14 protein-coding genes and 1 pseudogene are annotated in these 23292 nt (G+C 43.5%); 3 read left to right on the forward strand and 12 right to left on the reverse strand.

Going from position 1 to position 23292, the window contains the following annotated elements:
• Positions 1–9: 9 nt before the first annotated feature.
• From BFM96_RS09345 to BFM96_RS09355, 3 genes are read right to left on the reverse strand one after another with little or no spacing between them, the layout of a single operon-like run.
• On the reverse strand, positions 10–864 hold the full coding sequence (locus BFM96_RS09345) for a shikimate dehydrogenase (protein WP_068993380.1): 855 nt from the start codon (positions 862–864) through the stop codon (positions 10–12).
• Positions 854–1531: a type I 3-dehydroquinate dehydratase gene (gene aroD / locus BFM96_RS09350; protein ID WP_068993384.1), complete on the reverse strand. Its 678-nt coding sequence runs from the start codon at positions 1529–1531 to the stop codon at positions 854–856. Before aroD ends, BFM96_RS09345 begins: the two co-directional genes overlap by 11 nt.
• The gene (locus BFM96_RS09355; RefSeq protein ID WP_068993387.1) at positions 1528–2691 is read right to left on the reverse strand and encodes a class I SAM-dependent rRNA methyltransferase; all 1164 of its coding nucleotides are present in this window, start codon (positions 2689–2691) and stop codon (positions 1528–1530) included. Before BFM96_RS09355 ends, aroD begins: the two co-directional genes overlap by 4 nt.
• Positions 2692–2887: 196 nt before the next feature.
• Here BFM96_RS09355 and BFM96_RS09360 point away from each other — a divergent pair, with 196 nt between their 5' ends.
• Complete coding sequence (locus tag BFM96_RS09360) at positions 2888–5068, forward strand: LTA synthase family protein (protein ID WP_373283971.1); 2181 nt, start codon at positions 2888–2890, stop codon at positions 5066–5068.
• Positions 5069–5415: 347 nt separating this feature from the next.
• On the opposite strand, the gene BFM96_RS09365 is transcribed toward BFM96_RS09360, so the two are convergent.
• The gene (locus tag BFM96_RS09365) at positions 5416–6954 is read right to left on the reverse strand and encodes an ABC-F family ATP-binding cassette domain-containing protein (RefSeq protein ID WP_068993393.1); all 1539 of its coding nucleotides are present in this window, start codon (positions 6952–6954) and stop codon (positions 5416–5418) included.
• Between the two features lie 125 nt (positions 6955–7079).
• Positions 7080–7679 (reverse strand): LPXTG cell wall anchor domain-containing protein, encoded by a 600-nt coding sequence (locus BFM96_RS11510; protein ID WP_308419380.1) that lies wholly within the window; start codon positions 7677–7679, stop codon positions 7080–7082.
• Here BFM96_RS11510 and BFM96_RS11515 point away from each other — a divergent pair.
• Positions 7660–9780, forward strand: coding sequence for a hypothetical protein (locus BFM96_RS11515; protein ID WP_308419381.1), 2121 nt, complete (start codon positions 7660–7662; stop codon positions 9778–9780). The genes BFM96_RS11510 and BFM96_RS11515 overlap by 20 nt on opposite strands.
• Positions 9781–9897: 117 nt before the next feature.
• Positions 9898–11394 carry a hypothetical protein gene (locus BFM96_RS11395; protein WP_223245858.1) on the forward strand — a complete coding sequence of 499 codons (1497 nt, stop codon included), beginning with the start codon at positions 9898–9900 and terminating at the stop codon, positions 11392–11394.
• A gap of 434 nt (positions 11395–11828) precedes the next feature.
• On the opposite strand, the pseudogene BFM96_RS11550 reads toward BFM96_RS11395, so the two are convergent.
• The 7 genes and pseudogenes from BFM96_RS11550 to asp1 form a co-directional block, all read right to left on the reverse strand.
• Positions 11829–13541: pseudogene (locus tag BFM96_RS11550) on the reverse strand (lectin-like domain-containing protein); the annotation flags it as partial.
• 427 nt (positions 13542–13968) lie between these two features.
• Entirely contained in the window at positions 13969–15306 is a 1338-nt protein-coding gene (gene gtfB / locus BFM96_RS09380) for an accessory Sec system glycosylation chaperone GtfB (protein WP_068993401.1), read from the reverse strand.
• Positions 15299–16801: an accessory Sec system glycosyltransferase GtfA gene (gtfA, locus tag BFM96_RS09385; protein ID WP_068993409.1), complete on the reverse strand. Its 1503-nt coding sequence runs from the start codon at positions 16799–16801 to the stop codon at positions 15299–15301. Before gtfA ends, gtfB begins: the two co-directional genes overlap by 8 nt.
• A gap of 13 nt (positions 16802–16814) precedes the next feature.
• On the reverse strand, positions 16815–19205 hold the full coding sequence (gene secA2 / locus BFM96_RS09390; RefSeq protein WP_068993412.1) for an accessory Sec system translocase SecA2: 2391 nt from the start codon (positions 19203–19205) through the stop codon (positions 16815–16817).
• A gap of 23 nt (positions 19206–19228) precedes the next feature.
• On the reverse strand, positions 19229–20140 hold the full coding sequence (asp3, locus tag BFM96_RS09395; protein ID WP_068993415.1) for an accessory Sec system protein Asp3: 912 nt from the start codon (positions 20138–20140) through the stop codon (positions 19229–19231).
• The gene (gene asp2, locus BFM96_RS09400; RefSeq protein ID WP_068993418.1) at positions 20137–21738 is read right to left on the reverse strand and encodes an accessory Sec system protein Asp2; all 1602 of its coding nucleotides are present in this window, start codon (positions 21736–21738) and stop codon (positions 20137–20139) included. The genes asp3 and asp2 overlap by 4 nt, the downstream gene beginning before the upstream one ends.
• Positions 21731–23287: an accessory Sec system protein Asp1 gene (asp1, locus tag BFM96_RS09405; protein ID WP_068993421.1), complete on the reverse strand. Its 1557-nt coding sequence runs from the start codon at positions 23285–23287 to the stop codon at positions 21731–21733. Before asp1 ends, asp2 begins: the two co-directional genes overlap by 8 nt.
• Positions 23288–23292 lie beyond the last annotated feature (5 nt).

Genomic DNA, 23292 nt, shown 5'->3' on the forward strand with positions numbered 1-23292 from the left:
CTCATTCTCCTATCTATAACGTTCTTCTAGTAACTGCCAAATCTCTTTTGTTGGCATCGCTTTTCCTGTCCATAACTCAAAAGCACTCGCTGCTTGGTAAAGAAGCATACCAAGACCGTTGACCGTTTGATTTCCTTGCTGCTTTGCCCAGCCTAAAAAGGGAGTTTCAAAGGGTTGGTAAATCACATCTGCAACGAGTGTTTCTTTCCTTAAAGCTAGAGAGCTAGAAAGGGGGAGAGATTGCCCATCCATTCCTAGACTGGTGCTATTGACCAATAAATCCGTCTCAAGAAGCTTCTTTTGTAAGAGCGACTCGTCCTCCAAAGGGTAAACAGAAATCTTTACCCCTGTCTCATCTGCTATTAGCTGAACAGCTTTTTTCACACGGTCCAAAGAAGCTGTTCGAGTGAAAATCACAATTTGTTTCGCCTGTCGCAGGGCTGCTTCTGCAATGATTGCCATCCCTGCTCCCCCTGCTCCCAGAATGAGCATGGTTTGTCCTTGGATAGAAAAAGAGGGCAGGCTTCTAAAAAAGCCCTGTCCATCTGTATTGTATCCCAACAAACGTCCTTCTTGATAGACCACTGTATTGACCGCCCCAATCAACCGAGCGGCTGGTGTCACTTCATCCAAATACGGAATCACCGCCTGCTTGTAAGGCATGGAAAGATTGATTCCAAACATGTCATAACGCTTGATATTTTGCACTGTTTCTGCCAAATCTTTCTCATCAATCTCCCACGCCACATAGGCCCCATTGACCTGGGTTGCCTGAAAGGCATGATTATGGATAAAAGGTGAAATGCTATGCTTAATCGGCTTTGCAACTACGGCAGCTAAACGGGTGTAGCCATCAATCCGCATCTAAAATCTCCCGAATCCGCTTCATACTCTGAAGAGAAATCTGCCCAGGGGCACTCCCCTCGTCAATGCTTGCAAACGACCAACTAGAGCCTGTCACATCTGCTGCAATCCGTGAAATCTTCCCAATTGTTCCCATGGAAATACTCACAAATTCTTGTTCTGGATTGAGCGTTTTAAAGCCACGGGTATAATTCATCAAGTCCAGCACATCCTGTTCGTGACGTGCCATAACCGAAACCTTCACCACCTTGGGCGTTAAACTCGTCAATTCTGACAAAATTTCCATCATGTTTTCTGGTGTTTTTTCAACATTATGATAGCTGAGCACCAGATTTGGAAACTCTAACATTTGTTCAAACGCTTCCTTATGCGAAAAATACTCAAAATCAATGTAATCTGGCTGATAAAGACTCGAAACTTCCTTGATAATAGAAACGTATTCCTCATCAGAAAGAGCAATTTCTCCTCCTTCTGCCTGTGTTCGCAAGGTAAAAATCAACTCGCGTCCAGCAAACTTTTCAAAAATAGCAGGTGCTACCCTTAAAATCTCCCCTTTGGGCAGAAAATCAGCTCGCCATTCGATGATATCTGCATCTTCATAGCGCGATTGATCAATCTTTTCAGCCTCTTCTAAACTGCGAGGCATGACTGACACGACTAATTTCATTTATCCACCTTAATTGTAAATACCTTTAGGTAATTACTACTTTCATCTTTTTTATTATAGGCAAAATCTGCCGGCAAACCATATTCAGAAAGATACTGGTGCTTGGTCTTACCAAACCCTTTTTCAAGTTCTTCCTTAAATCGTCTCCGTGAGAGATTGGCTGCATTGGTACTAGCAATAAGGATACCATCTGGCTCTAAAATCTCCAGTGCTTCTGCAATCAATTTATGGTAATCCTTGGCTACGGAAAAAATCCGCTTTTTATTTCGAGCAAAACTTGGTGGGTCAAGGACGATTACATCATAGGATAAGCCGTGCCGTTTGGCGTATTTGAAATAGTCAAACACATCCATGACAACTAAGCGGTGCTGATCCATCCTAAAGCCATTGGCTAGAAAATGAGCTTCTGACAATTCGCGACTGCGTTTTGCCAAATCAACTGAAGTCGTTGCAACAGCTCCCCCCATGGCTGCGGCAACTGAAAAGGCTGCCGTGTAGGAAAAGAGATTAAGCAGAGATTTCCCAGCTGCAAGGCCATCAACCAGACTTCCTCGAACCTCGTGCTGGTCTAGAAAAATCCCCGTCATCAAGCCATCGTTGAGAAAGACTTGATAGGAAACACCATTTTCAAGAACTAGAAAAGGCTCCTCCTGCTTTTGCCCATACAAGTGAGCGGACTCCTGCTCAAGCCCCTTAAAGCGAATCTTTTCGTAAGCTCCCAAAACTTCTGGATAAACCTGTTTAAAAGCAGCAGTCATCACTTCTTTCAACTGATAAACATAGGCATTATACCAAGAAAAGACAGCATAATCTCCGTAACAATCAATCGTAACACCACCAAAGCCATCTCCTTCTTGATTGAAAAGACGATAAGCCGTTGTACGATTATCTAGCGCATAAGCCGTTCGCTTGGCTTTTGCTTGCTGGAATATCCTTTGAAAAAATACCTGATCAAACTGAACCGTCTCCTCCGTCACAAACCATCCAATTCCCTTGTTTTGAGGGGATAGATAGCCTGTCCCTAGAAAATTTCCCTTGCGGCTATAAAAGGCAACGGCCTGGTTGTCCAAGTCTAGCTGTGGAAAATCATCCTTTTCCAAAATCCATCTGCCTCGTTTGAGCTTATCTTCTACCGAAGAATGAAGAATCACTTGTTTCATACAGCTATTATACCAAATTTTGTGAATTTTCTCAAAAGAATATCTAATTATAGACGTAAAATATCACAAACTTTACTATTCTGGGTTTTTCACCTTAAATACAGAAGATTTTTTGAAAGTATGATATACTGGAAATGATGAAAATTTTAGGAAATAAGACAAGGAAGTACATATTGTGAAAAAAACAGTTCGAACGATGCTCCGTTTCATGAGCACTCGACTAGGTTTTGTCTTAACCTTGCTCAGCCTGTACTGGCTGAAGACCATGTGGGCTTATACAGTGGATTTCGATTTAGATATTAAGGGACTTTACCAAGTCTTTCTAGCCATCATCAATCCTATTCCTCTGGGATTGCTCTTGATTGGTCTAGCTCTTTATGTCAAACGGACCAAACTTTTTTATGGACTAAGCATTGGAATTTACCTCATTCTCTTTGCCTGGCTGGTTTCAAATGCCATCTATTATCGAGAATTCAGTGATTTTGTCACGGTCAATACCATGCTAGCTTCTAGCAGCGTCTCAGCAGGGCTAGGAGAAGCAGCTTTAGAGCTCTTTCGGCCATGGGATTTGGTCTACATCATGGATTTTCCCATCTTAATCTTCTTGCTCTATAAAAAATACATTCGCTTAGACGAGCGGATCTTTAACACACGGGCAAGTTTTGCTGTGACCGCCCTATCAAGCATGCTCTTTTCGGCTAATCTCTTTCTAGCAGAAATTGATCGACCAGAGCTCTTGACACGTGGATTTTCCAACTACTATGTTGTGCGTGCCCTTGGCCTTCCAGCCTTTCTCGGCTACAGTGGCAATCAAACCTATAGTGCCAATAAAGAACGCTCCAAGGCCAGTGCAGAGGATTTACAGCCAGTTGAAGAATATATTGCTAGCCACCATGCCAAGCCAAATCCTGAGTATTACGGCATTGCCAAGGGACGCAACGTCATTTACATTCACTTGGAAAGTTTCCAGCAATTTTTGATTGATTATAAATTAGTCTCAGATGGCAAGGAGTATGAAGTCACTCCATTTCTCAACTCCCTTTATCATTCTAATTCGACCTTTGCCTTTCCAAATGTCTTTAACCAAGTAAAGGCTGGAAAGACTTCGGACGCAGAAACCATGATAGAAACGGGATTGTTTGGTCTTAACCAAGGCTCCTTTATGGTCAACTATGGAGGAACCAATACCCAGCAGGCAGCCCCATTTATCCTATCTCAGCAAGGTTATCAATCCAGTGCTGTCTTTCATGGAAATGCTGGAAGCTTTTGGAATCGCAACACTACTTATAAACAGTGGGGTTACCATTATTTCTTTGACTCATCTTACTTCACCAAGCAAGATGAAACCAATTCTTTCCAATACGGGCTGAATGATAAGATTATGTTCAAGGATTCCATCAAGTATCTTGAGAGGATGCAACAACCCTTCTACGCCAAATTTATTACGGTATCCAATCACTATCCCTATACAACAAGTCTGATTGGCGATGAGGTTGGATTTCCCTTAGCAGATACCAAAGATGAGACAATCAATGGTTACTTTGCAACGGCAAACTACTTGGATGCGGCAGTCAAATCTTTCTTTGATTACCTCAAGGCTGCGGGACTCTATGATAATTCTGTGATTGTCCTCTACGGGGATCACTACGGCATTTCTAATTCCAGAAATCCTGCCCTAGCCCCTCTCATTGACAAAAATTCAGAAACCTGGTCTAGCTATGACAATGCCATGCTGCAACGAATTCCTTATATGGTCGTGGTCCCAGGAACGGATAAAGGAAAAATCATTCCAACCTACGGCGGCGAGATTGATATGCTGCCAACCTTGGAACATCTCTTGGGGATTGACTCTAGCAAGTATCTACAAGTCGGACAAGATTTACTCTCAGATGAGCACCAGCAAATTGTCGCTTTTCGTTCTTCCAATTATTTTGTCACTCCCAAATATACGAGTTATAGCGGTCGAACTTACTATACTGAAACTGGAGAGGAAATTACACTTCCTGACGAATCCACCAAGGCTGAATTGGACAAAATTCGCGAAGCGGCAAATACCCAGCTCAAGATGAGCGATGCAATTCAGACTGGGGATCTGCTTCGTTTCTATACTGCTGATGGACTAGGACGAGTCGATGCCAGCCAATTTTCTTACAATCATTCGATGAAGGCCTTGAAAAAAATTGAAGAAGAAAGAGGAGAGCAATCCACCAGCCTTTATAGCAAGCGTGGAAAACAGTCTTCTATTGACCTCTTTCATTCACCCACCTACAAGGCGCTACATCCCGAACAATTCGCTCCAGCACCAAGTAGCGATAACTCCTCGCTAGATGATGCTAACTCATCAGAAAACTCAAGTTCATCCAACGCTAGCCCTTAAAGAGAAAGACTAGTTAAAAACCTTTAAAATAGTAAAAACGCATCCAATCAAACTCTCCAAGACGCTGATTGTATGCGTTTTTTTACGCTGAACTGTTATCTTTTTTAATAACCTTTGCATTTTATCCTCAATGAAAATCACAGTTATCATTTTGACTAGCTTCTTAGGTGGCTCAAGCATCAATGAGCTATTTTATTACTCTTCTATTCATCTATTAAAAGCTTGACTTATACTCGTCAAAAATCACTCTCCAGCAACTAGGCAAGACTGCATCGGAATTACTTTCTACGGATAGCAAAAAACAAGGGAGATAGCAGATTTCATAAATCGCTAGCTCCCTTGTTTTTTTATAATTGATTAAAATCCCAAATTTGATCCATCCAGCCTTCATAGAAGTCAGGTTCATGACAAACCATGAGAATACTTCCCTTGAATTCCTTCAAGGCCCGTTTTAGTTCCTCCTTGGCATCCACATCCAAGTGATTCGTTGGTTCGTCAAGCACTAAAACATTGGTTTCTCGATTCATCAAGAGACACAGACGAACCTTGGCTTGTTCTCCTCCAGATAAGACTTGAATTTGACTTTCGATATGCTTTGAGGTCAACCCACAGCGAGCAAGTGCCGCACGCACTTCTGCTTGATTGAGTGCTGGAAAGGCATTCCAGACAGCTTCAAGTGGCGTTTGGCGGTTGCCACCTTCCACTTCCTGCTCAAAATACCCCAACTCCAGATAGTCTCCTCGCTCCACTTCCCCTGCAATGGCAGGAATAATTCCCAGTAAACTCTTTAACAAGGTTGTCTTTCCAATCCCGTTAGCTCCGATGATGGCCACCTTTTGATTGCGCTCAAAGGTCAGATTGAGCGGTTTTGTCAAAGGTCTATCATACCCAATCTGCAAGTCCTTGGCTTGGAAGATGAAACGCCCTGGTGTCCGTGCCACTTTAAACTCAAAGGAGGGTTTCGGCTTTTCTGCCTGTAGCTCAATGACATCCATCTTGTCCAACTTCTTCTGACGTGACATGGCCATATTTCGTGTTGCAACGCGGGCCTTATTGCGATTGACAAAATCCTTTAAATCTGCAATTTCCTTTTGCTGACGCTCATAAGCTGCCTCTAATTGCGCCTTTTTCATGGCATAGACTTCTTGGAATTGGTAGTAGTCCCCTGTATAGCGTGTCAGATGGAGATTTTCCACGTGATACACAATGTTAATCACATCATTCAAGAAAGGAATATCATGGGAAATGAGGACAAAGGCATTTTCATAATGTTGCAAATAACGCTTGAGCCAATCAATATGCTCTGCATCCAAATAGTTGGTCGGCTCATCTAGCAACAAAATATCAGGTTTTTCAAGAAGAAGCTTGGTCAGCAATACCTTGGTCCGTTGCCCTCCACTGAGCGAAGTCACATCCGTATCCATTCCAAAATCCATGACACCCAGAGCACGGGCCACTTCATCAATCTTGGCATCCAAGGTATAAAAATCCCGACTTTCCAAGCGATCTTGCAATTCTCCAACTTCTTCCATGAGGGCATCTATATCGGCATTTTCATCAGCCATAGACAAATAGATTTCATTAATCCGCTCTTCTGTCTTAAACAACTCATCAAAAGCCGTCCGCAAGACATCCCGAACAGATTGCCCCTCCTCCAGAACAGAATGCTGATCCAAATAACCAACTGTCACATAGCGTGCCCACTCGACCTTGCCTTCATCCGGCTGGCGTTGACCTGTGACAATGCTCATAAAGGTGGATTTCCCTTCTCCATTTGCCCCTACGAGACCAATATGCTCTCCTTTTAATAGGCGAAAGGATACATCTTCAAAAATGGCACGATCTCCAAAACCGTGGCTCAAATTCTTTACTTCTAAAATACTCATGTGCTTCCTCATTCCTGCTTTTCTTTTGACATTATATCATCTTCTATGACTATTTGACAACTAGAAAAAGAGTAGCACTCCTGCCACTCTATCTTCTAAAACTTTTCTTGCAAAGACTCATTGCCTTAGTCTTCCAATGATTGTTCTTTCTTTTTCTTGCGTCCCAGGACTGCTAAGCTGGCTACAGCTCCCAAAGTTCCAAGAATCCCTGCTTGATTGGATTTCATACCTGTCTTAGGTAAACTTTCTTGATATCTCATAGAGACTTGCGAGGATACGAGACTAGAAACTGAAGACCCCGCACTGCTAGTGCTAGAGGCGCTTGTAGAGTCAACCATATTCAACGATTGACTAGTCGAGACGCTAGCACTGGTACTTAGCGACTGACTGGTCGAGACACTCTCACTGGTGTTAAGAGACTGACTTACTGAGACACTTTCGCTCGTACTTAGAGACTGACTAGTCGAGACGCTAGCGCTGGTACTTAAGAATTGACTCATTGAGACAGACGTACTCACAGATAAGTTGACACTCATAGTTTCGCTGACACTTGTGCTAATGCTTGCTGAAACAGATAAACTCAAGTTCGGCTTGCCATCAATACCAGTGCCCATACCTGTACTATTACTAATGCTAGTACTTTCTGACATTGAGCCGCCGACTGTCTCAATCGAAACAGAATCACTCAACGAATCGCTAGCACTCATGGAAACAGATTCACTCAAGGATTCGCTGGCACTCATCGAAGCTGATTCACTTAAGGACTCGCTAGCACTCGTTGAAGCGAATTCACTTAAGGACTCGCTAGCACTCAACGAAGCGAACTCACTTAAGGACTCGCTAGCGCTCATCGATGCAGATTCGCTTAAGGACTCACTGGCGCTCATGGACGCAGATTCGCTTAAGGACTCGCTAGCGCTCATCGATGCAGATTCGCTTAAGGACTCACTTACGCTCATGGAAACTGATTCACTTAAGGACTCGCTGGAACTCATCAAGGCTGACTCGCTTAACGACTCGCTAGCGCTCATGGAAACTGATTCACTTAAGGATTCACTAGCGCTCATCGACGCGGATGCACTCAAGGACTCACTTGCACTCATGGATGCGAACTCGCTTAAGGAATCGCTGGCGCTCATGGACGCGGATTCGCTTAAGGACTCGCTAGCACTCATGGATGCGGACTCACTTAAGGATTCGCTTAAGGACTCACTTACGCTCATGGATGCTGATTCACTCAAGGACTCGCTAACGCTCATGGACACTGACTCGCTTAAGGACTCGCTAGCGCTCATAGAGGCTGACTCACTCAAGGATTCACTAGCACTCATGGACGCTGACTCGCTTAAGGACTCGCTAACGCTCATCGACGCGGATTCACTTAAGGACTCACTTGCGCTCATGGACGCGGACTCACTTACGCTCATGGATGCGGATACACTCATGGAAGCCGATTCACTCAAGGACTCGCTAAAACTCATGGATGCTGACTCACTTAGCGACTCGCTGACGCTCATCGACGCGGATTCGCTCAATGACTCGCTAGCACTCATGGATGCGGACGCACTTAAGGATTCGCTGGCGCTCATCGATGCAGATTCGCTTAAGGACTCGCTAGCGCTCATCGACGCGGATTCGCTTAAGGACTCACTTACGCTCATGGATGCTGATTCACTCAAGGACTCGCTGGCGCTCATGGACACTGACTCGCTTAAGGACTCGCTAGCGCTCATGGAGGCTGACTCACTCAAGGATTCACTAGCACTCATGGACGCGGACTCACTTAAGGATTCGCTGGCGCTCATCGACGCGGACTCGCTTAAGGACGCGCTGGAACTCATCGACACGGATTCGCTTAAAGACTCGCTAGCACTCATCGACGCGGACTCACTTAAGGATTCGCTGGCGTTCATGGACACTGACTCGCTTAAGGACTCACTTGCGCTCATGGAGGCGGACTCGCTTGAGGACTCGCTAGCACTCATCGACGCGGACTCGCTTAAGGATTCACTAGCACTCATCGACTCGGACTCGCTCAAGGATTCACTGGCGCTCATCGAGGCTGATTCACTCAAGGATTCGCTAGCGCTCATCGAGGCTGATTCACTCAAGGATTCGCTAGCGCTCATGGACGCGGATGCACTCAAGGACTCACTGGCGCTCATCGAGGCTGATTCACTCAAGGATTCGCTAGCGCTCATGGACGCGGATTCGCTTAAGGACTCGCTAGCGCTCATCGACGCGGATTCGCTAGCACTCGTTGAAGCGGACTCACTTAAGGATTCGCTGGAACTCATGGATGCGGATACACTCATGGACTCGCTGGAACTCATGGAAGCCGATTCACTCAAGGACTCGCTGAAACTCATGGATGCGGACTCGCTTAAAGACTCGTTAGCACTCATGGAAGTAGATTCACTTAACGACTCGCTGGCGCTCATCGACGCGGATTCACTTAAGGATTCACTGGTACTCATCGAGGCTGATTTGCTTAAGGACTCGCTGATACTCATCGAAGCGGATTCACTTAACGACTCACTGGCACTAATGGAGGCGGACTCGCTTGAGGACTCGCTGGCGCTCATCGAGGCGGATTCACTCAAGGATTCGCTAGCGCTCAACGAAGCGGATTCACTTAAGGATCCACTAGCGCTCATCGACGCGGATTCGCTTAAGGACTCGCTGACACTCATGGATGCTGATTCACTTGCACTCATCGAAGCGGATTCACTTAACGACTCGCTTAAGGACTCGCTGGAACTCATGGACACTGACTCACTTAAGGACTCGCTAGCGCTCATCGATGCGGACTCACTCAAGGATTGACTAGTACTCATCGAAGCCGATTCGCTCAAAGATGCGCTGGAACTCGTTGAAGCTGATTCACTTAAGGATTCACTAGCACTCATCGACGCGGACGCACTTAAGGATTCACTAGCACTCATGGAGGCGGATTCACTTAAGGACTCATTGGCGCTCATGGACGCGGATGCACTCAAGGACTCGCTGGAACTCATAGAAGCGGATGCACTCAAGGACTCACTGGCGCTCATGGACACTGACTCACTCAAGGATTCACTGGCGCTCATGGACGCGGACTCGCTGGCGCTCATGGACGCGGATGCACTCAAGGACTCACTGGAACTCGTTGAAGCAGATGTACTTAAGGACTCGCTAGCACTCATTGATGCAGATTCGCTCAAGGACTCGCTGGAACTCATCGACGCGGACTCGCTTAAGGACTCGCTAGCGCTCATGGAAACTGATTCACTCAAGGATTCGCTAGCGCTCATGGACGCGGATACACTCATGGACTCACTGGCGCTCATCGAGGCCGATTCGCTCAAGGATTCGCTAGCACTCGTTGAAGCGGACTCACTTAGAGACTCGCTAACACTCATGGAGTCGGATTCACTTAAGGATTCGCTAGCGCTCATCGAGGCGGATGCACTCAAGGATTCGCTAGCGCTCATGGACGCGGATGCACTCAAGGACTCACTGGCGCTCATCGACGCGGATTCGCTCAAGGATTCGCTAGCACTCGTTGAAGCGGACTCACTTAGAGACTCGCTAGCACTCATGGATGCGGATTCACTCATGGACTCGCTTAAAGACTCGCTGGCGCTCATGGATGCGGACTCACTTAAGGATTCGCTGGAACTCATGGATACGGACTCGCTCAAGGATTCACTGGCGCTCATCGAGGCCGATTCGCTCAAGGATTCGCTAGCACTCGTTGAAGCGGACTCACTTAGAGACTCGCTAACACTCATGGAGGCGGATTCACTTAAGGATTCGCTGGAACTCATGGAAGTAGATTCACTCAAGGATTCACTAGCACTCATGGAGGCGGATGCACTTAAGGATTCACTAGCACTCATCGACGCGGACTCACTTAAGGATTCGCTGGCGCTCATGGAAACTGACTCGCTTAAGGACTCGCTAACGCTCATCGATGCTGATTCACTCAAGGACTCGCTGGAACTCATGGAAACTGATTCACTTAAGGACTCGCTAGCACTCATCGATGCTGATTCACTCAAGGACTCGCTGGCGCTCATGGAAACTGATTCACTTAAGGATTCGCTGGAACTCATGGAAGTAGATTCACTCAAGGATTCACTAGCGCTCATGGAGGCGGATGCACTCAAGGACTCGCTGGAACTCATCGACGCGGATTCGCTTAAGGATTCGCTGGCGCTCATGGAAACTGATTCACTCAAGGATTCGCTAGCACTCATCGACGCGGACTCGCTAGCGCTCATCGAGGCGGATGCACTCAAGGACTCGCTGGAACTCGTTGAAGCGGATTCACTTAATGATGCACTTGCACGCGCTGAGACAGATACACTCCCTGATTCACTAGCTGAAGTCGATGCAGATAATGAAGATTTTGTAGAAGCTTCTACCGATTCTGAGGTAGAGAGCGATTGTGACTGAATCGTTGAAATAGATTTACTGGTACTGGTTGCAATACTTATACTAGTAACCAACGATGTACTGAGCGACTCGCTAACAGCTTTATAGCGATCATGGTAAGAATAAGTAATGGTTTGCACACCTTCTTTATAAGAAACCGTATTGCCACTCACAAATCCTGCTGCGGTTGAAACATTGGTTTGTTTCAGCTCATAGCGCGGACCATAATCAACACCGTTAATGACAATTCGATCTGCCAAGGTCACATCTGGTGTTAAATCGCGTGTTTCTCCTTCTGGAGCAGAGAAAACCTTTGCTTCCCGAATCTCAGCTCCAGTTTCATCGTTGACTAGTTTCACCTGAATGAGTGATCCTGCAGCTGTATATTCAAACGATTCCAATTTAAGTTGCTGCAAGTTGGTTCCTACTGCTGTAGACGCAAATACACTGAAAGCAAACTTCTCTCTTCCTTGTGCATCACCTGTCACCAGACGCGCTTCCCTTAACCATCCCCGTGGATCCTTAGAGATCATAATACCATTATAGATTACCCTTACAGTAGGATAGCGATTCTCAGGTGTTCGAGGACGATATTCAAATACAACATCCTGAAATTCATTGTTCAGTACAGAAGTTGGTAGCACACGTGAGTCACTACGACTCGAATCTGTTGACACAACACCGTCTTTGTTTGCGAAAAACGCCATATAGGGTCTTCCTGTTGAGGCATTATAGACTGCTGGGTCCCCGTTAAAATACTGTTTCTCACTACTAGTCTCTGACGGCTGATCCCAGGATGTATCAAATTTAAAGCCAAAGGAATTTTTGACATTCTCGCCACCTAAACCAAGAGTCGGTCCAGCTCCATTTCCTGAAGCATTGCCTACCTCACCAATAGCACCCGTCGTAAACAAGAACGAAATACCATCACCACCTGAATGTCCTGAAGGAGTAAATACCTTGTCAAACGCATCACCCAACTTCATTTTCGCCTTGAAGATAAAGGGTTGATTCAAATCAACCTTAGTATTTAAGGTGTAGGCCCCAGCTTGACCTGATTCATTTTCCGTGAGTGTCACAACACCTTCAGCATCAATCGTTGCCGTTCCTTTGGTTGAGAAAAATTCATTTTGATTGACTGCCGTCACCTTGATTCTTGTTTTATCATCGGTCAGGGTCGCATTCTCTAAAGTTATCGGAACATAACTATCCCCAGATGATGCCGCAAAAAAATAGGTTCCTCTGGGAATGGGTTGGCCTTCCAGTAGTGAACGACGAGTGCGAACCCGAGTCGGTTCAGTTGTTGAACGAGAAGTTTCGCTAGACAAAACAGCATTTGTGAGATTTCCAGCCACATTCGGTGCAATCTTCTCAAGCGTTTCTGAACTAGTCCTGAGAGGTTCTGCTGGCGTAGATATAGAACTAGCAACTGAATCCAGTGTATCAGAAGAAGTTTCTAACTCTTTATTGAGCACACTAGATTCCAAATACGAACCTGTGTCAATGGATTCTGAATCTTGAACTGAAACACTGCTTGATACACTGATTGAATCACTCATAGACGCTGATACCGAAGCTCTCTCTGACTGGATCAGCGAAAGACTGCTTGACAGAATCAAACTCTCTGATTGGCTACTACTCGTCGAATGACGAACACTGGTAGACGCACTCTCTGACATAGATTGAGAATAAGAAAGGCTCTCAGAAAGAGATTGAGCCTGCTCAGATACACCAGATTCAGATTCCATTTGGGAATCGTTTTGAAGAGAGGTTTCTAAATCTTGACCAGGTTCCTTGCCACTACTATCCTCACTCTCCAAAACAACCCTATCTTGACCAGCCACTATATGTTCAGGAGTTGATTGCAACTCTTCTACCCTATTTTCCACATCATCTGATGCATAGACAGATGAGGGTAAGAGCCCAACTCCTCCTATTGCTCCCATAGAAATTAAAGCCTTTACATAAGTTGAGGTATTGGATTCAATTTTATCTGCCTGATCAAGCTCTGCCATCACATTTTCAGTAGCAGTTTTTGTTCCGAGAATTCTCATCAAACCGAGCTGAGATAAAACCGTTCGCACCCACTGCTTACCAGATTTGTGCAATTTGACACGGCTTTTACGATCGATTTCATCGAATTCCTTGGTAAACTTTTTCCGATTCATATAACCATCCTTACATAGTGATAATATTAAAAAATATCTTTACCATTCTACCACAATCATCCTCTTTGAATCAACCATCATACCTTACCAGTCTCAAGTTTATCACCCAAAAACTTTCACTCCTAAACCAACATAAACTAGTATGATTAATAGAGAATAAATCTCAAAATCACAATTCGCTAAAAAATATCATCAAAAAACCTAGAGAAATGAACATAATCCTTGACGAAAAACAGATATTCAATTTTTCTACCCCACTTTTAAAGGATTGTGATACATCAGTCTAGGTTTTCATAGTTAAAAAAGATACAAAAAAAGAGTTGAGACATACGCCTAAAACTCTTTATAAAGTCCCTATCATTCTATGTTTATACTTCTCCTAGTCAAAATGGATGACTAAACAATATAATAATAGTAGTTCTAATAATCAATCTTCTTCAGTTACTTCACCAATCATCAGCTGATAGTGGGAGCTCTCTGCTGTATTGGCCTGTTTTTTTTGTTGGTTTAATCCTTCTTCTACCTTTTCAGGATGTGCAAGATAGCTTTTTACACATGCGATAAAGTCTCCTGTATTTTCAGGAGAAAAACAATGTTTCGATGCTACATACCTAGTGTCATGAATGGTATTATCAAATGCCAAAATCACTGATTGATACTCAAAAGCTGCTCGTACGGCAGAAAGGATTTCACTGTGGTGATTGATATCAAAGTAAAAGCTTGTAGTACGTAAAAGCTCCTGAGCCTTTGCAACGGTCACATTAGGATACAAGCGGACGTTAGGATAACGAGAGAGTGACAGAAGCTTGCTAGACATCTCGGTCACAGCGGCAATATGAATGATCAATTCTGGTAAGGCTTGAAGGAGAACCTCCACTTGCTCTAACTGGTCTGAATTGGTCAAGAGTAAGGCCTCTGGAGTAAAGACCTGTTTCTCCTTAAATGGATATTGCAGTCCTAAATAGTCCACAGTTGCTTTACTTTCTGGAGGTAAAAGCGCTAGCAACTTTTGATAAGTCGCTTGATCTTGCACCAAGATTTTCGTCTCGCGCTTGCCTCCCTTCAAAATTCCTTGCATGTTTCCTGGTATTCCGTCTATGATTGGCTCCTGCCAAAAGAGAATATCACTCCCCTTTTCTTCTACAAGTAAAGTTAGAAAGAAAGGCGTACTCAGAGAATTATAGAAGATGCGATCTAGCGTAAATCCTGCTTGCTTCAGATAAAAATGGATAAACTCTTGCTTTTGATGGAAAATGTAATGCTTGTCTTGATAAGTCAAGAGCAAATCTCCTGTCACATGGTTTTCCAAAATCACTTCTTTGCCATCACGATTATAATAAGAAGTCTTGAGCCACTCCCCATCTTCATTGATACTGGTCTGCGCAAAACGATACCCAAATCGATTGTAACGATCAATCCATCGCACGCGCCCCTTACTATCCAACCAGTCAACAGACTGAATCAAGCGATTGTGTCCTGCTGGCCAATAGTGAATGGTTGCCTTCTTCTCATGAAAATTATACACCTCAGCCTGCTGATTTGTGGCACGGATTTCCCAAAATCTAGGAAGAACCAAATCATTAAAATAACGTGGCTTTCCACTCGCATTTGCAAATCCTGTAAAAAAGAGATAGGGAGAGGTCACATCCTCTGGCAAAAATCCATCGTCTACAATCACGACTGTCGGATGTCTGTAACCAGCTTTTAAGAGTGAAAAATGCAAATCCCAGCTTGCTTGATTGTAGTGGTCAAATAGATTAATCATGCGTCATCTCCTCTACTAATTCCCTCCATGTTTTCTCCACTTGCTGATCCAAATAATTCTCTGCAATCTTATAAGAAACCTCATGGAAAGACGAAAGATTGCTTTCTTGGAAAATCTTGCAAATCTTCCCAACAATACTAGCGACTATTTTTTCTTCCTCTGGAGTATCCGTCCTAGGGATTAGATAGCCATTTTCTCCTTCTTTTACAAAGGTTTGATTGCCATAAGGTACATCAAAGCCAATAATCGGAAGGCCTGAACCAATAGCTTCTAGAAGGGTAAGCCCAAAGCCTTCACTAGTAGAAGCCGTCACATATACTTCGTACTCTTGATAGATATCATTCAACTCTTTATGCCCTTTTAGTTGAATATAGCTTTCTGCCTGACCTTGTGAAATCAAGTCACGAAGTTTTTGTTCTTCCCCACCTGCTCCATAAATATCAAATGTAAGTCCTGGTACTTGTTCATGGGCCTGAATGACTGCTTTCACTAGCCAGTCAATATGTTTTTCCGAAGCCAGACGAGAAGCTGTTACCAAAGAAAAGGGGCTTCGTTCTTTTGTAGGATGTTTTAAACAAGCAAGACTTCCTACCGGAATGGTTCGAATGACTGGTGTGCGCTGTTCAAATGTCTCAAACTGTTCTAGCATGGTTTCTTTCTGCCGCTCTGTTGCCACCAAAAAGAAATCCACCTCATCAGAATAGGTAAATTGGTAATCATAGAAATTATTCCAAAGAATGGTAGAATCTGTCACTGCATTTGCACTGTAATGCTCAGCATGGACCACCACACCCAATTTTGCTGGGGCATGGTATTGAAATACTGCTTGACCAATCCCTGTTGCACGGTCTAAAATGACGATGTCTTTTTCTGTTAATCCCAGAGACTGTAGAAAATAAGCCATCAATTCTTCTTTTGAATAACAAATTCGATCGGAAAAGCGATAAATAGGATTTTCTCCTATGAACTCCTCGTACGCAATGCTTCCATCTTCATTGTAAAAACTCCGCTGATAAAGGGTCGCACGGTTGTCCTTAGGAATATAGTACTCACTAAAAGTCTTTTGATACGTATAAAAATCCTTTCGAATAAGATTGCCACGCGCCACAATTTCCACACATCGAACCAAATCTGTAGTTTCCCCTTTTCGATAAATAGTGATAAAATCAACTTCACTAAAAAAGAGTCTCAAAATGGTGCCATCTGCTTCTTCTCTGATGACTGGAGTCGGGTATTCCCTACGAATTTCTTCTACAGTCACACTCGACGGCGCTAGTTTCATATCCGTAAAATAGGAGTAAAGCCAGATAATCTCCTCATCATGAAAACCAATATTGCGGGTTAAATCACAAATGTTATCTTGGCTAAAAAAATCTGTAAAAATAAATTTTGCAGGAATCTTTAACGTCCGAAGGACTTTGCCACGATAGGCTTGGGCATATTCAACACCACTGCTAGCCCAGCCAATTCCTAAATTGATGTTATAAACTGTCATTTTTGCTTCTTTCTTATGCGAAATAAATCTCCACTTCCCGTTTTTTATTATAGGAAACTTCACTCAGGAGAATGTTCCGAACGACCAATTGATAGACATATTGTTTCATTCGATTGTAAGATTCTAGGGCCTCTCTATGGTATTCGAAAATTGGATTGCGTTGGGCAGTTGATCGTGCACTAACAACTACTCTTAGCTGCTGCAAATAGTCCACCTCCTCAATCCAAGCTTCATCAATAGCTTTCAGGATAGATACGCGTTGAAACTGGGCAAAATCCTGCTTGAGAAATTCTTTCTTGCGTTCCAATTCTTCCTGTGCAATCCGCAACAAATGAGAGCGTACTTGCTGAGGATTCTGATAATCAACTGGTTGGTGAATCAAAGGACTATGGTAGGAGAGGTTATCAAAGATAAAGCGTTTGACAACAAATTCACTCAAGCTTTCCTCCTGTGCGAGAAAATCGTCAATCACCCCTGTAATGACATCCAGCAAGTGAAACTCATCCTGGTTAGCGTAAATCAGACGATTGCGTTGGGCATAAATAGTCTCGCGTTGAACTTTGACACTGTCATCATAGGCCAAGCTCGTCTGCCGTGAACTGCGACCAACTGCCTCACTCTTAGCTTGAGCTTGGGTCAGATACCTAGCAAACCTGCGATTGGACAATTGTTTGGGCGACAAGGGGTCACATGCATCCTTATGCTTTTTAAAATACTTCTGGCACCAGTCGCCTCCGTGCTTGATGAGCAAATCATCTTCAAGGGAGACAAAAAATTGGCTGAACCCAGGATCTCCCTGCCGTCCCGAACGTCCCCGCATCTGCAAATCCATACGTTCATTAGCCATGCGTTCAGTTCCAATAACTGCGAGACCACCTAATTCTGCTACGCCTTCTCCCAACTTGATATCTGTTCCCCTTCCTGCCATGTTTGTCGCAACCGTTACAGCCCCTAATTGACCAGCCTCGGCTACCATCTGTGCTTCTTTGGCGGCATTGTGGGCATTGAGCACACTATGCGGAATGGATTCCATTAGAAGGATTTCAGAGTACAATTCCGACATTCTGACCGAACCAGTCACGATCAACATGGGTTGCCCTGTCGCATGGAGCTGCTTGATGAGCTGCATAGAGGCCTTAATTTTTTCAGGCAAGGTGGTATAAATCTTATCCTTACGGTCTTCTCGTAAAATGGGACGATGGGTTGGTATGCGGATAACCTCCATGTTATAGATATCCACAAACTCATCTTCTACCGTCTTACCCGTACCAGTCATCCCGGCCAAGACAGGAAACTTGAGAAATAAATTTTGATAGGTAATCGAGGCCATTGCCCGAGTCTCATCGGTGATTTTCACGCGCTCCTTAGCTTCTAAAGCCTGATGTTGCCCACCTTGAAGCTTGGTCCCTTCTAAGATACGTCCATTTCCAAGATCCAGTAATTTAACCTCGTCTTCTCCATCCTTTCCAGGATCCACCACGTAATCTTTCCCTTTTTCAAACAGGTAGTGGGCTTTTAAGGCCAAGGTGACGCGACGAACCAAGTCGAAGTTTTCAAGGCTAAAGAAATTCTTCACTGAAAAATAGGATTCTGCGACATCAATCCCTTTCTGAGTTAGCCAAATCTCTTTTTTATCCTCTTCAAAGATATAGTCCTCCCCTTTGGTCAAGCTGAGAACAAAATTATCCGCAAAAGTTAATAAATTGGACTGAAGACGAGGTGAGCCAGAGATGACCAGAGGAGTCTGAGCCGTGTCTAACAAGACCGCATCTGCTTCGTCAATAATAGCATAGTGAAAATCTCGCATGTACTTTCCCTGAGCAGAGGTTGCTAAATTGTCAATCAAATAATCAAAGCCCAAGGTTCCATTCGTTGTATAGACAATGTCCGAATGGTAAATTTGCCGCTTCTTTTTCGGAGTTATTTTCTTCTTTCCATCATCTCCCTCAGCAATTCCAACCCTCAAGCCCAAAAATCGAAATACTTCTCCCATTTCTGTCCCATCGCGTTTTGCCAGATACCCGCTTGTTGTGACCAGCATAGCACCACGCCCAGACAGGGCATTTAAATAAAGAGGCATCGTAGCTGTTAAGGTCTTGCCTTCCCCTGTTTTCATTTCGGCTAAGTTTCCTTCATGGAGAACGATTGCTCCAAGCACTTGGACATCATAAGGAAACATCCCCAAAATCCGCCTATCAGCCTCTCGAACCACTGCAAATGCTTCAGGTAACAGACTGTCTAAACTTTCTCCTTGAGCAAGGCGTTCTTTAAATTCAGCTGTTTTTTTCTGCAATTCTCTATCTGTCAAAGCCGCCATTTCAGTACTTCTGGCATTGATTTTTTTCAATATCCTTTTCAATCGTTTCAAACGATAATAGTCCAAAGAAAACCAATTTTGTATCATTTTTCTTTCTTCCAGCTTTCTGCTTAATCAGTAGAGGGAATCAACAAGGCATAGTCTATTGCATTCATACTAGGTGCGATAAAAGATAGTGTGTCCCGTATCCTCAACTCCTCATACCAAATCACTTTTTCCTTATAAGATAGGCGCTCCAAAAAACGGTCAACATCAATTTCTTGTTCAAAGATCTGCGATATCATCCTATCGTACTCTTCTTTTGCATACATGTCATTTGTCACATAAGCCTTGCCTAACTCAAAATACATGGCATGATACAGTGCCGCAAAGTTTCCACATGGACCACTTCCAATAAAGTAAATGGGCAATCGGGGATACTGTGTAATAAACTGCTCGACTTTTTCCAAATTTACTTTGTCAAAATAAAGAGTATCCGCTCCCTCAGTCAACACAAGGGTATCTGCTTGTTTAGCATAGAGACTCCTAGCTAACACATCCTTCACTTCCTGATCCCAAAACAAAATTTTTAAAACCTTTGGCTTCTCTCTATCTTTTTCAAGAGTAACTTCTTCCAATTCTAAATAATGGAAAATCATCTTCGTACAACCAGCATTGACTAATTCAATATCATAGTAGTAGGCTTCATGAGGGTAGGTGAAGGATTCGTCAGAAGATTTCAAGATTACAAAATCAACAGCTTTTTGAAATCGGTCGTAAAAATTCACTCGCATATAGACACTACGAGCAGGAGTTATTTCTGCCGACAAAGACAGATGATAGCTTGCACCTTTTGTTAACAAGGGTAGATTCGCTTGTCCTCTCGCTACTTGGTAATTTTTCGCGGACGACCACTTATACATGGTTGTCCCAGGGGGAATGAGGATATTTTCAATCCTGACCTGCTTGTCTTTTACTGATAAACTTGTACCTGATAGATAAGCTTCTTTCGCAAAATTTTTCCAATAAATACGGTAATTCACAGTTGCTCCCCTCTACCAAAATCTGTTTCCAATACTTTCTGATATTGATTAAGAAACCAAGGAACGGTGAAGGAAGATCCATCCATGTGACGACCAGTCCAACCACGACCAACTATCTGAACTTCACGATTACTAAGTCCCTCTACTAACTCTCTAAAGGCTGTCTTATCATAATCATCGTCTTTCATATAGGCAATAAAAAACTTGGTTCCCTGATAACGACCGTTCACACATACATCCCAGAACCGCTTATCTAGTCGCCTAGCCGCTGCATCCTCCATCCCACCTTCTAAATGGAGCAAGATATCAAGAGAAGCAGGAAAACCACCTGGCCTTAATGTTTTTTCTAATTCAGCTACTCGTCCTAAACTAAAAACAGGTTTCGCTAAAATAAAAGCATGAGGGTCCAGATTTGCGCCATGATAAACCGCTCCAAATGTTCCCATCGACATCCCAGACATAATCAATTGCTTATTGTTAAATCCAAGATACTCTAGGTACATCTGAATCACATCCGAAATCTTATTTTCAAACTCTTTGGTGCCAAGATAGAAGGAGCCACCTGTAATGCGCGAGTCACAAATCAAGAGCATCGGCGCTCCTAATTTTCGCATCATGCCGTATCCTTCAAATCCTTCAGCCGTACGCCATCCAGAAAAATAGACGCACAAGGGTGGTTTGAAATCTCCCGGATGAAAAAAATAACTAAATTCCTGACGTTGAGAATCAAAAAATCGTTGACCACCTAGGCTAAACTGACCAAAGCCCCCTCTTCCCCGCCGATAATGCAAGGAACCTAATTGTAAACGACCTTGTCCTTTCACAAAAATCGTAACAAATAAAGTTCCATTTTTATCGAGATCAATCACATTTGGTAGTTCTAATTCTTCTCCTTTAAACTCCCACTCTGCAATAATCGATGCCAATGCTCCCTCAGGTATATGACTAACACGAATCTTCACTTCACAAGTTGGATCCTTAATAAATTCCTGCCAAAGCTCAATCTGGGCTTCTTTATAGTAGGGGACACCATACACATAACTACCTATAGCTTTATAGTCTTCTCCATACTCCCCGTCTAGCACCAGATAAGCATTCCCTTCATAGTGATGGAAATAGTTTTGCGCATCCGGATTGATTGCAAAATCAGAAATAGCAATTTTCTGACCAAATTGCCCCTTGAAAAAGATTTTAGAAAAGGTCTGTAACAACGATGCTTTATCAGAAAAGTCCGCAGCTTGAGCGAATATTCGAGCAAGAAATGTCTGTAAAACGGGATCTGTCGTTTCTAAATCTTCAGGGAAAAAAACCCGATACGGCTCAATAATAGATTCAAGCAGTAATAAATCTTGAGAATAGCTTGAAGCTGGTAAAATAATCCCGTCTATCTGAATCTTTCCTCGTTTCACTCCCTCTTTTTTAGGAAACTTCGCTTTTTCTTTTTGATAACGAGCTTCTAGTTTCTTATTTTCTGCCTCTAAAAAAGAAAGAATTTCTTGCGGTTGCAAGTAAATCCAGTCAATATTTTCTGGGATTTCTGCCTCATCCTGCCAATTGTGATGACCGATTTGGAGCAATCTAATCTTTTTTTTACTCATGATATCCTATACTTTGTTTTATTTTTTCTACCAAACTACCACTGGTGTAGGAGGCGATTTTTTGAGCGGCATACATCAAGGATTCATTCCAATTCCGTAAGCCGACTAAATAATGGTGCAAAGCAAGACTTAGTTCAGACGGATGAGAGAGCAGATAACCATTTTTCAAATGCTCGACAAACTCCGTTGGCTGGATAGTAATCTGTGGAATTCCTGCACTGATTCCTGCAATCTGGGTATATAAATCCGGCTCACTTGTCACATCAATAATCAGACGGCTTTCTTCTAGGGAGCTCATAATGTCTAAATCTGAACGTAGAAATTCTAAGCTCACTCGCTTCGCTTCTATCTCTACCTCTTCATCATCGTCTTCAAAAGCCTCAGTCTGTTCTTCCTCCGTTTCCAATTGGAAAAAGTCCAAGTCATAAGACTCCAACAAGGCATCAAGCCACTCTCGTTTGACGTCTTCTTGGGCTGGATCCGTCTGATAAGTCACCATTTTCAGATGAACATCTTCATGCTCAGTCATAAAATAAGCAATCTGCTCCAAATACTGCAACAACTCCTTTTCCTCTACCCCATCCATCAAGAAATAGAGAAATAATTCCCGAAAACGCTGGCTCTTTCCAAGATTCAAGCGAGCGTCAAAAAGAGAAATATGCTCAATAGGCGTAGAAATGGCTTCTTGCAATCGTTCCTTACTCCTCTGTCTATCTATCACCACCAAATCAGCTAGCGCTGTATCCTGCGCTATTTGCGCCATTGGATGAAAAGGATAGCGCTCATCAAAATACGATAGAATCAATCGATGCGAACCTTTAGCTTGCAAGATAAGCTTGTTATGTTGTGGGCTGGAAGCTAAAACTAAGACATCTTCTACTGTTAATCTGGTTACATAGGCTGCTACTTTTTCTTGAATAACTTCAGCAATCGATCCATAGCGTTCTTTCTGAAAACGGTGGGCTACACTAGGATTAACAGTCACTTCCTGCGTCTGTAAATTCTCCCGAATCTGCCAGTCTCCCGTCGCATTTAGATAGTCTTGATAGTTCTCTTTTCCTTGGTCATCATAGTACAGGATACTTGATAAGAAACCACGGTCGTCAAAGACCAGGCGTTTTGATGGTCTGTCATCTTTAAAAAATTGGATATAAATCAAATGTGCTTCTTCGCCAAATTCCACATGCGCCAGTACCTTTCCATCCTTTCTGACAAGCACCAAAAAGTTTGTATAGAGAAATTCTACATTTTCCGGCCACTGAAATTCTTTGAAATCAAGTATTTGTGGCTGGATATGATGGGTATGTTGAATCTCGTCAAAAACAGACCAATAAGGGACTTCAAATAGGTCATAGCGATGGAGAAAATAGCGAAGATTAGGCATATAATTTAAGAGTACCATCCCTATATCTTCATTTGTGTGCTGAAACATCCGCATCTGATTGATTGTATCATCAAAATGAATCGAAGAAACGCCACGATACCAAGCAGTTGTCGGATCATACCAAGGTCTGCCTTGTCCATACCAGGCTGGAATAAACTGAAACATCTTCT

It is taken from the genome of Streptococcus himalayensis (assembly GCF_001708305.1).
GTDB classification, from domain to species: Bacteria; Bacillota; Bacilli; order Lactobacillales; family Streptococcaceae; genus Streptococcus; species Streptococcus himalayensis.

Coding starts and splice junctions, on each gene's coding strand:
- BFM96_RS09345 (WP_068993380.1), bottom strand. CDS start 864: ATGCGGATTGATGGCTACACCCGTTTAGCTGCCGTAGTTGCAAAGCCG.
- aroD (WP_068993384.1), bottom strand. CDS start 1,531: ATGAAATTAGTCGTGTCAGTCATGCCTCGCAGTTTAGAAGAGGCTGAA.
- BFM96_RS09355 (WP_068993387.1), bottom strand. CDS start 2,691: ATGAAACAAGTGATTCTTCATTCTTCGGTAGAAGATAAGCTCAAACGA.
- BFM96_RS09360 (WP_373283971.1), top strand. CDS start 2,888: ATGCTCCGTTTCATGAGCACTCGACTAGGTTTTGTCTTAACCTTGCTC.
- BFM96_RS09365 (WP_068993393.1), bottom strand. CDS start 6,954: ATGAGTATTTTAGAAGTAAAGAATTTGAGCCACGGTTTTGGAGATCGT.
- BFM96_RS11515 (WP_308419381.1), top strand. CDS start 7,660: ATGGAAACAGATTCACTCAAGGATTCGCTGGCACTCATCGAAGCTGAT.
- BFM96_RS11395 (WP_223245858.1), top strand. CDS start 9,898: ATGGAGGCGGATTCACTTAAGGACTCATTGGCGCTCATGGACGCGGAT.
- gtfB (WP_068993401.1), bottom strand. CDS start 15,306: ATGATTAATCTATTTGACCACTACAATCAAGCAAGCTGGGATTTGCAT.
- gtfA (WP_068993409.1), bottom strand. CDS start 16,801: ATGACAGTTTATAACATCAATTTAGGAATTGGCTGGGCTAGCAGTGGT.
- secA2 (WP_068993412.1), bottom strand. CDS start 19,205: ATGATACAAAATTGGTTTTCTTTGGACTATTATCGTTTGAAACGATTG.
- asp2 (WP_068993418.1), bottom strand. CDS start 21,738: ATGAGTAAAAAAAAGATTAGATTGCTCCAAATCGGTCATCACAATTGG.
- asp1 (WP_068993421.1), bottom strand. CDS start 23,287: ATGTTTCAGTTTATTCCAGCCTGGTATGGACAAGGCAGACCTTGGTAT.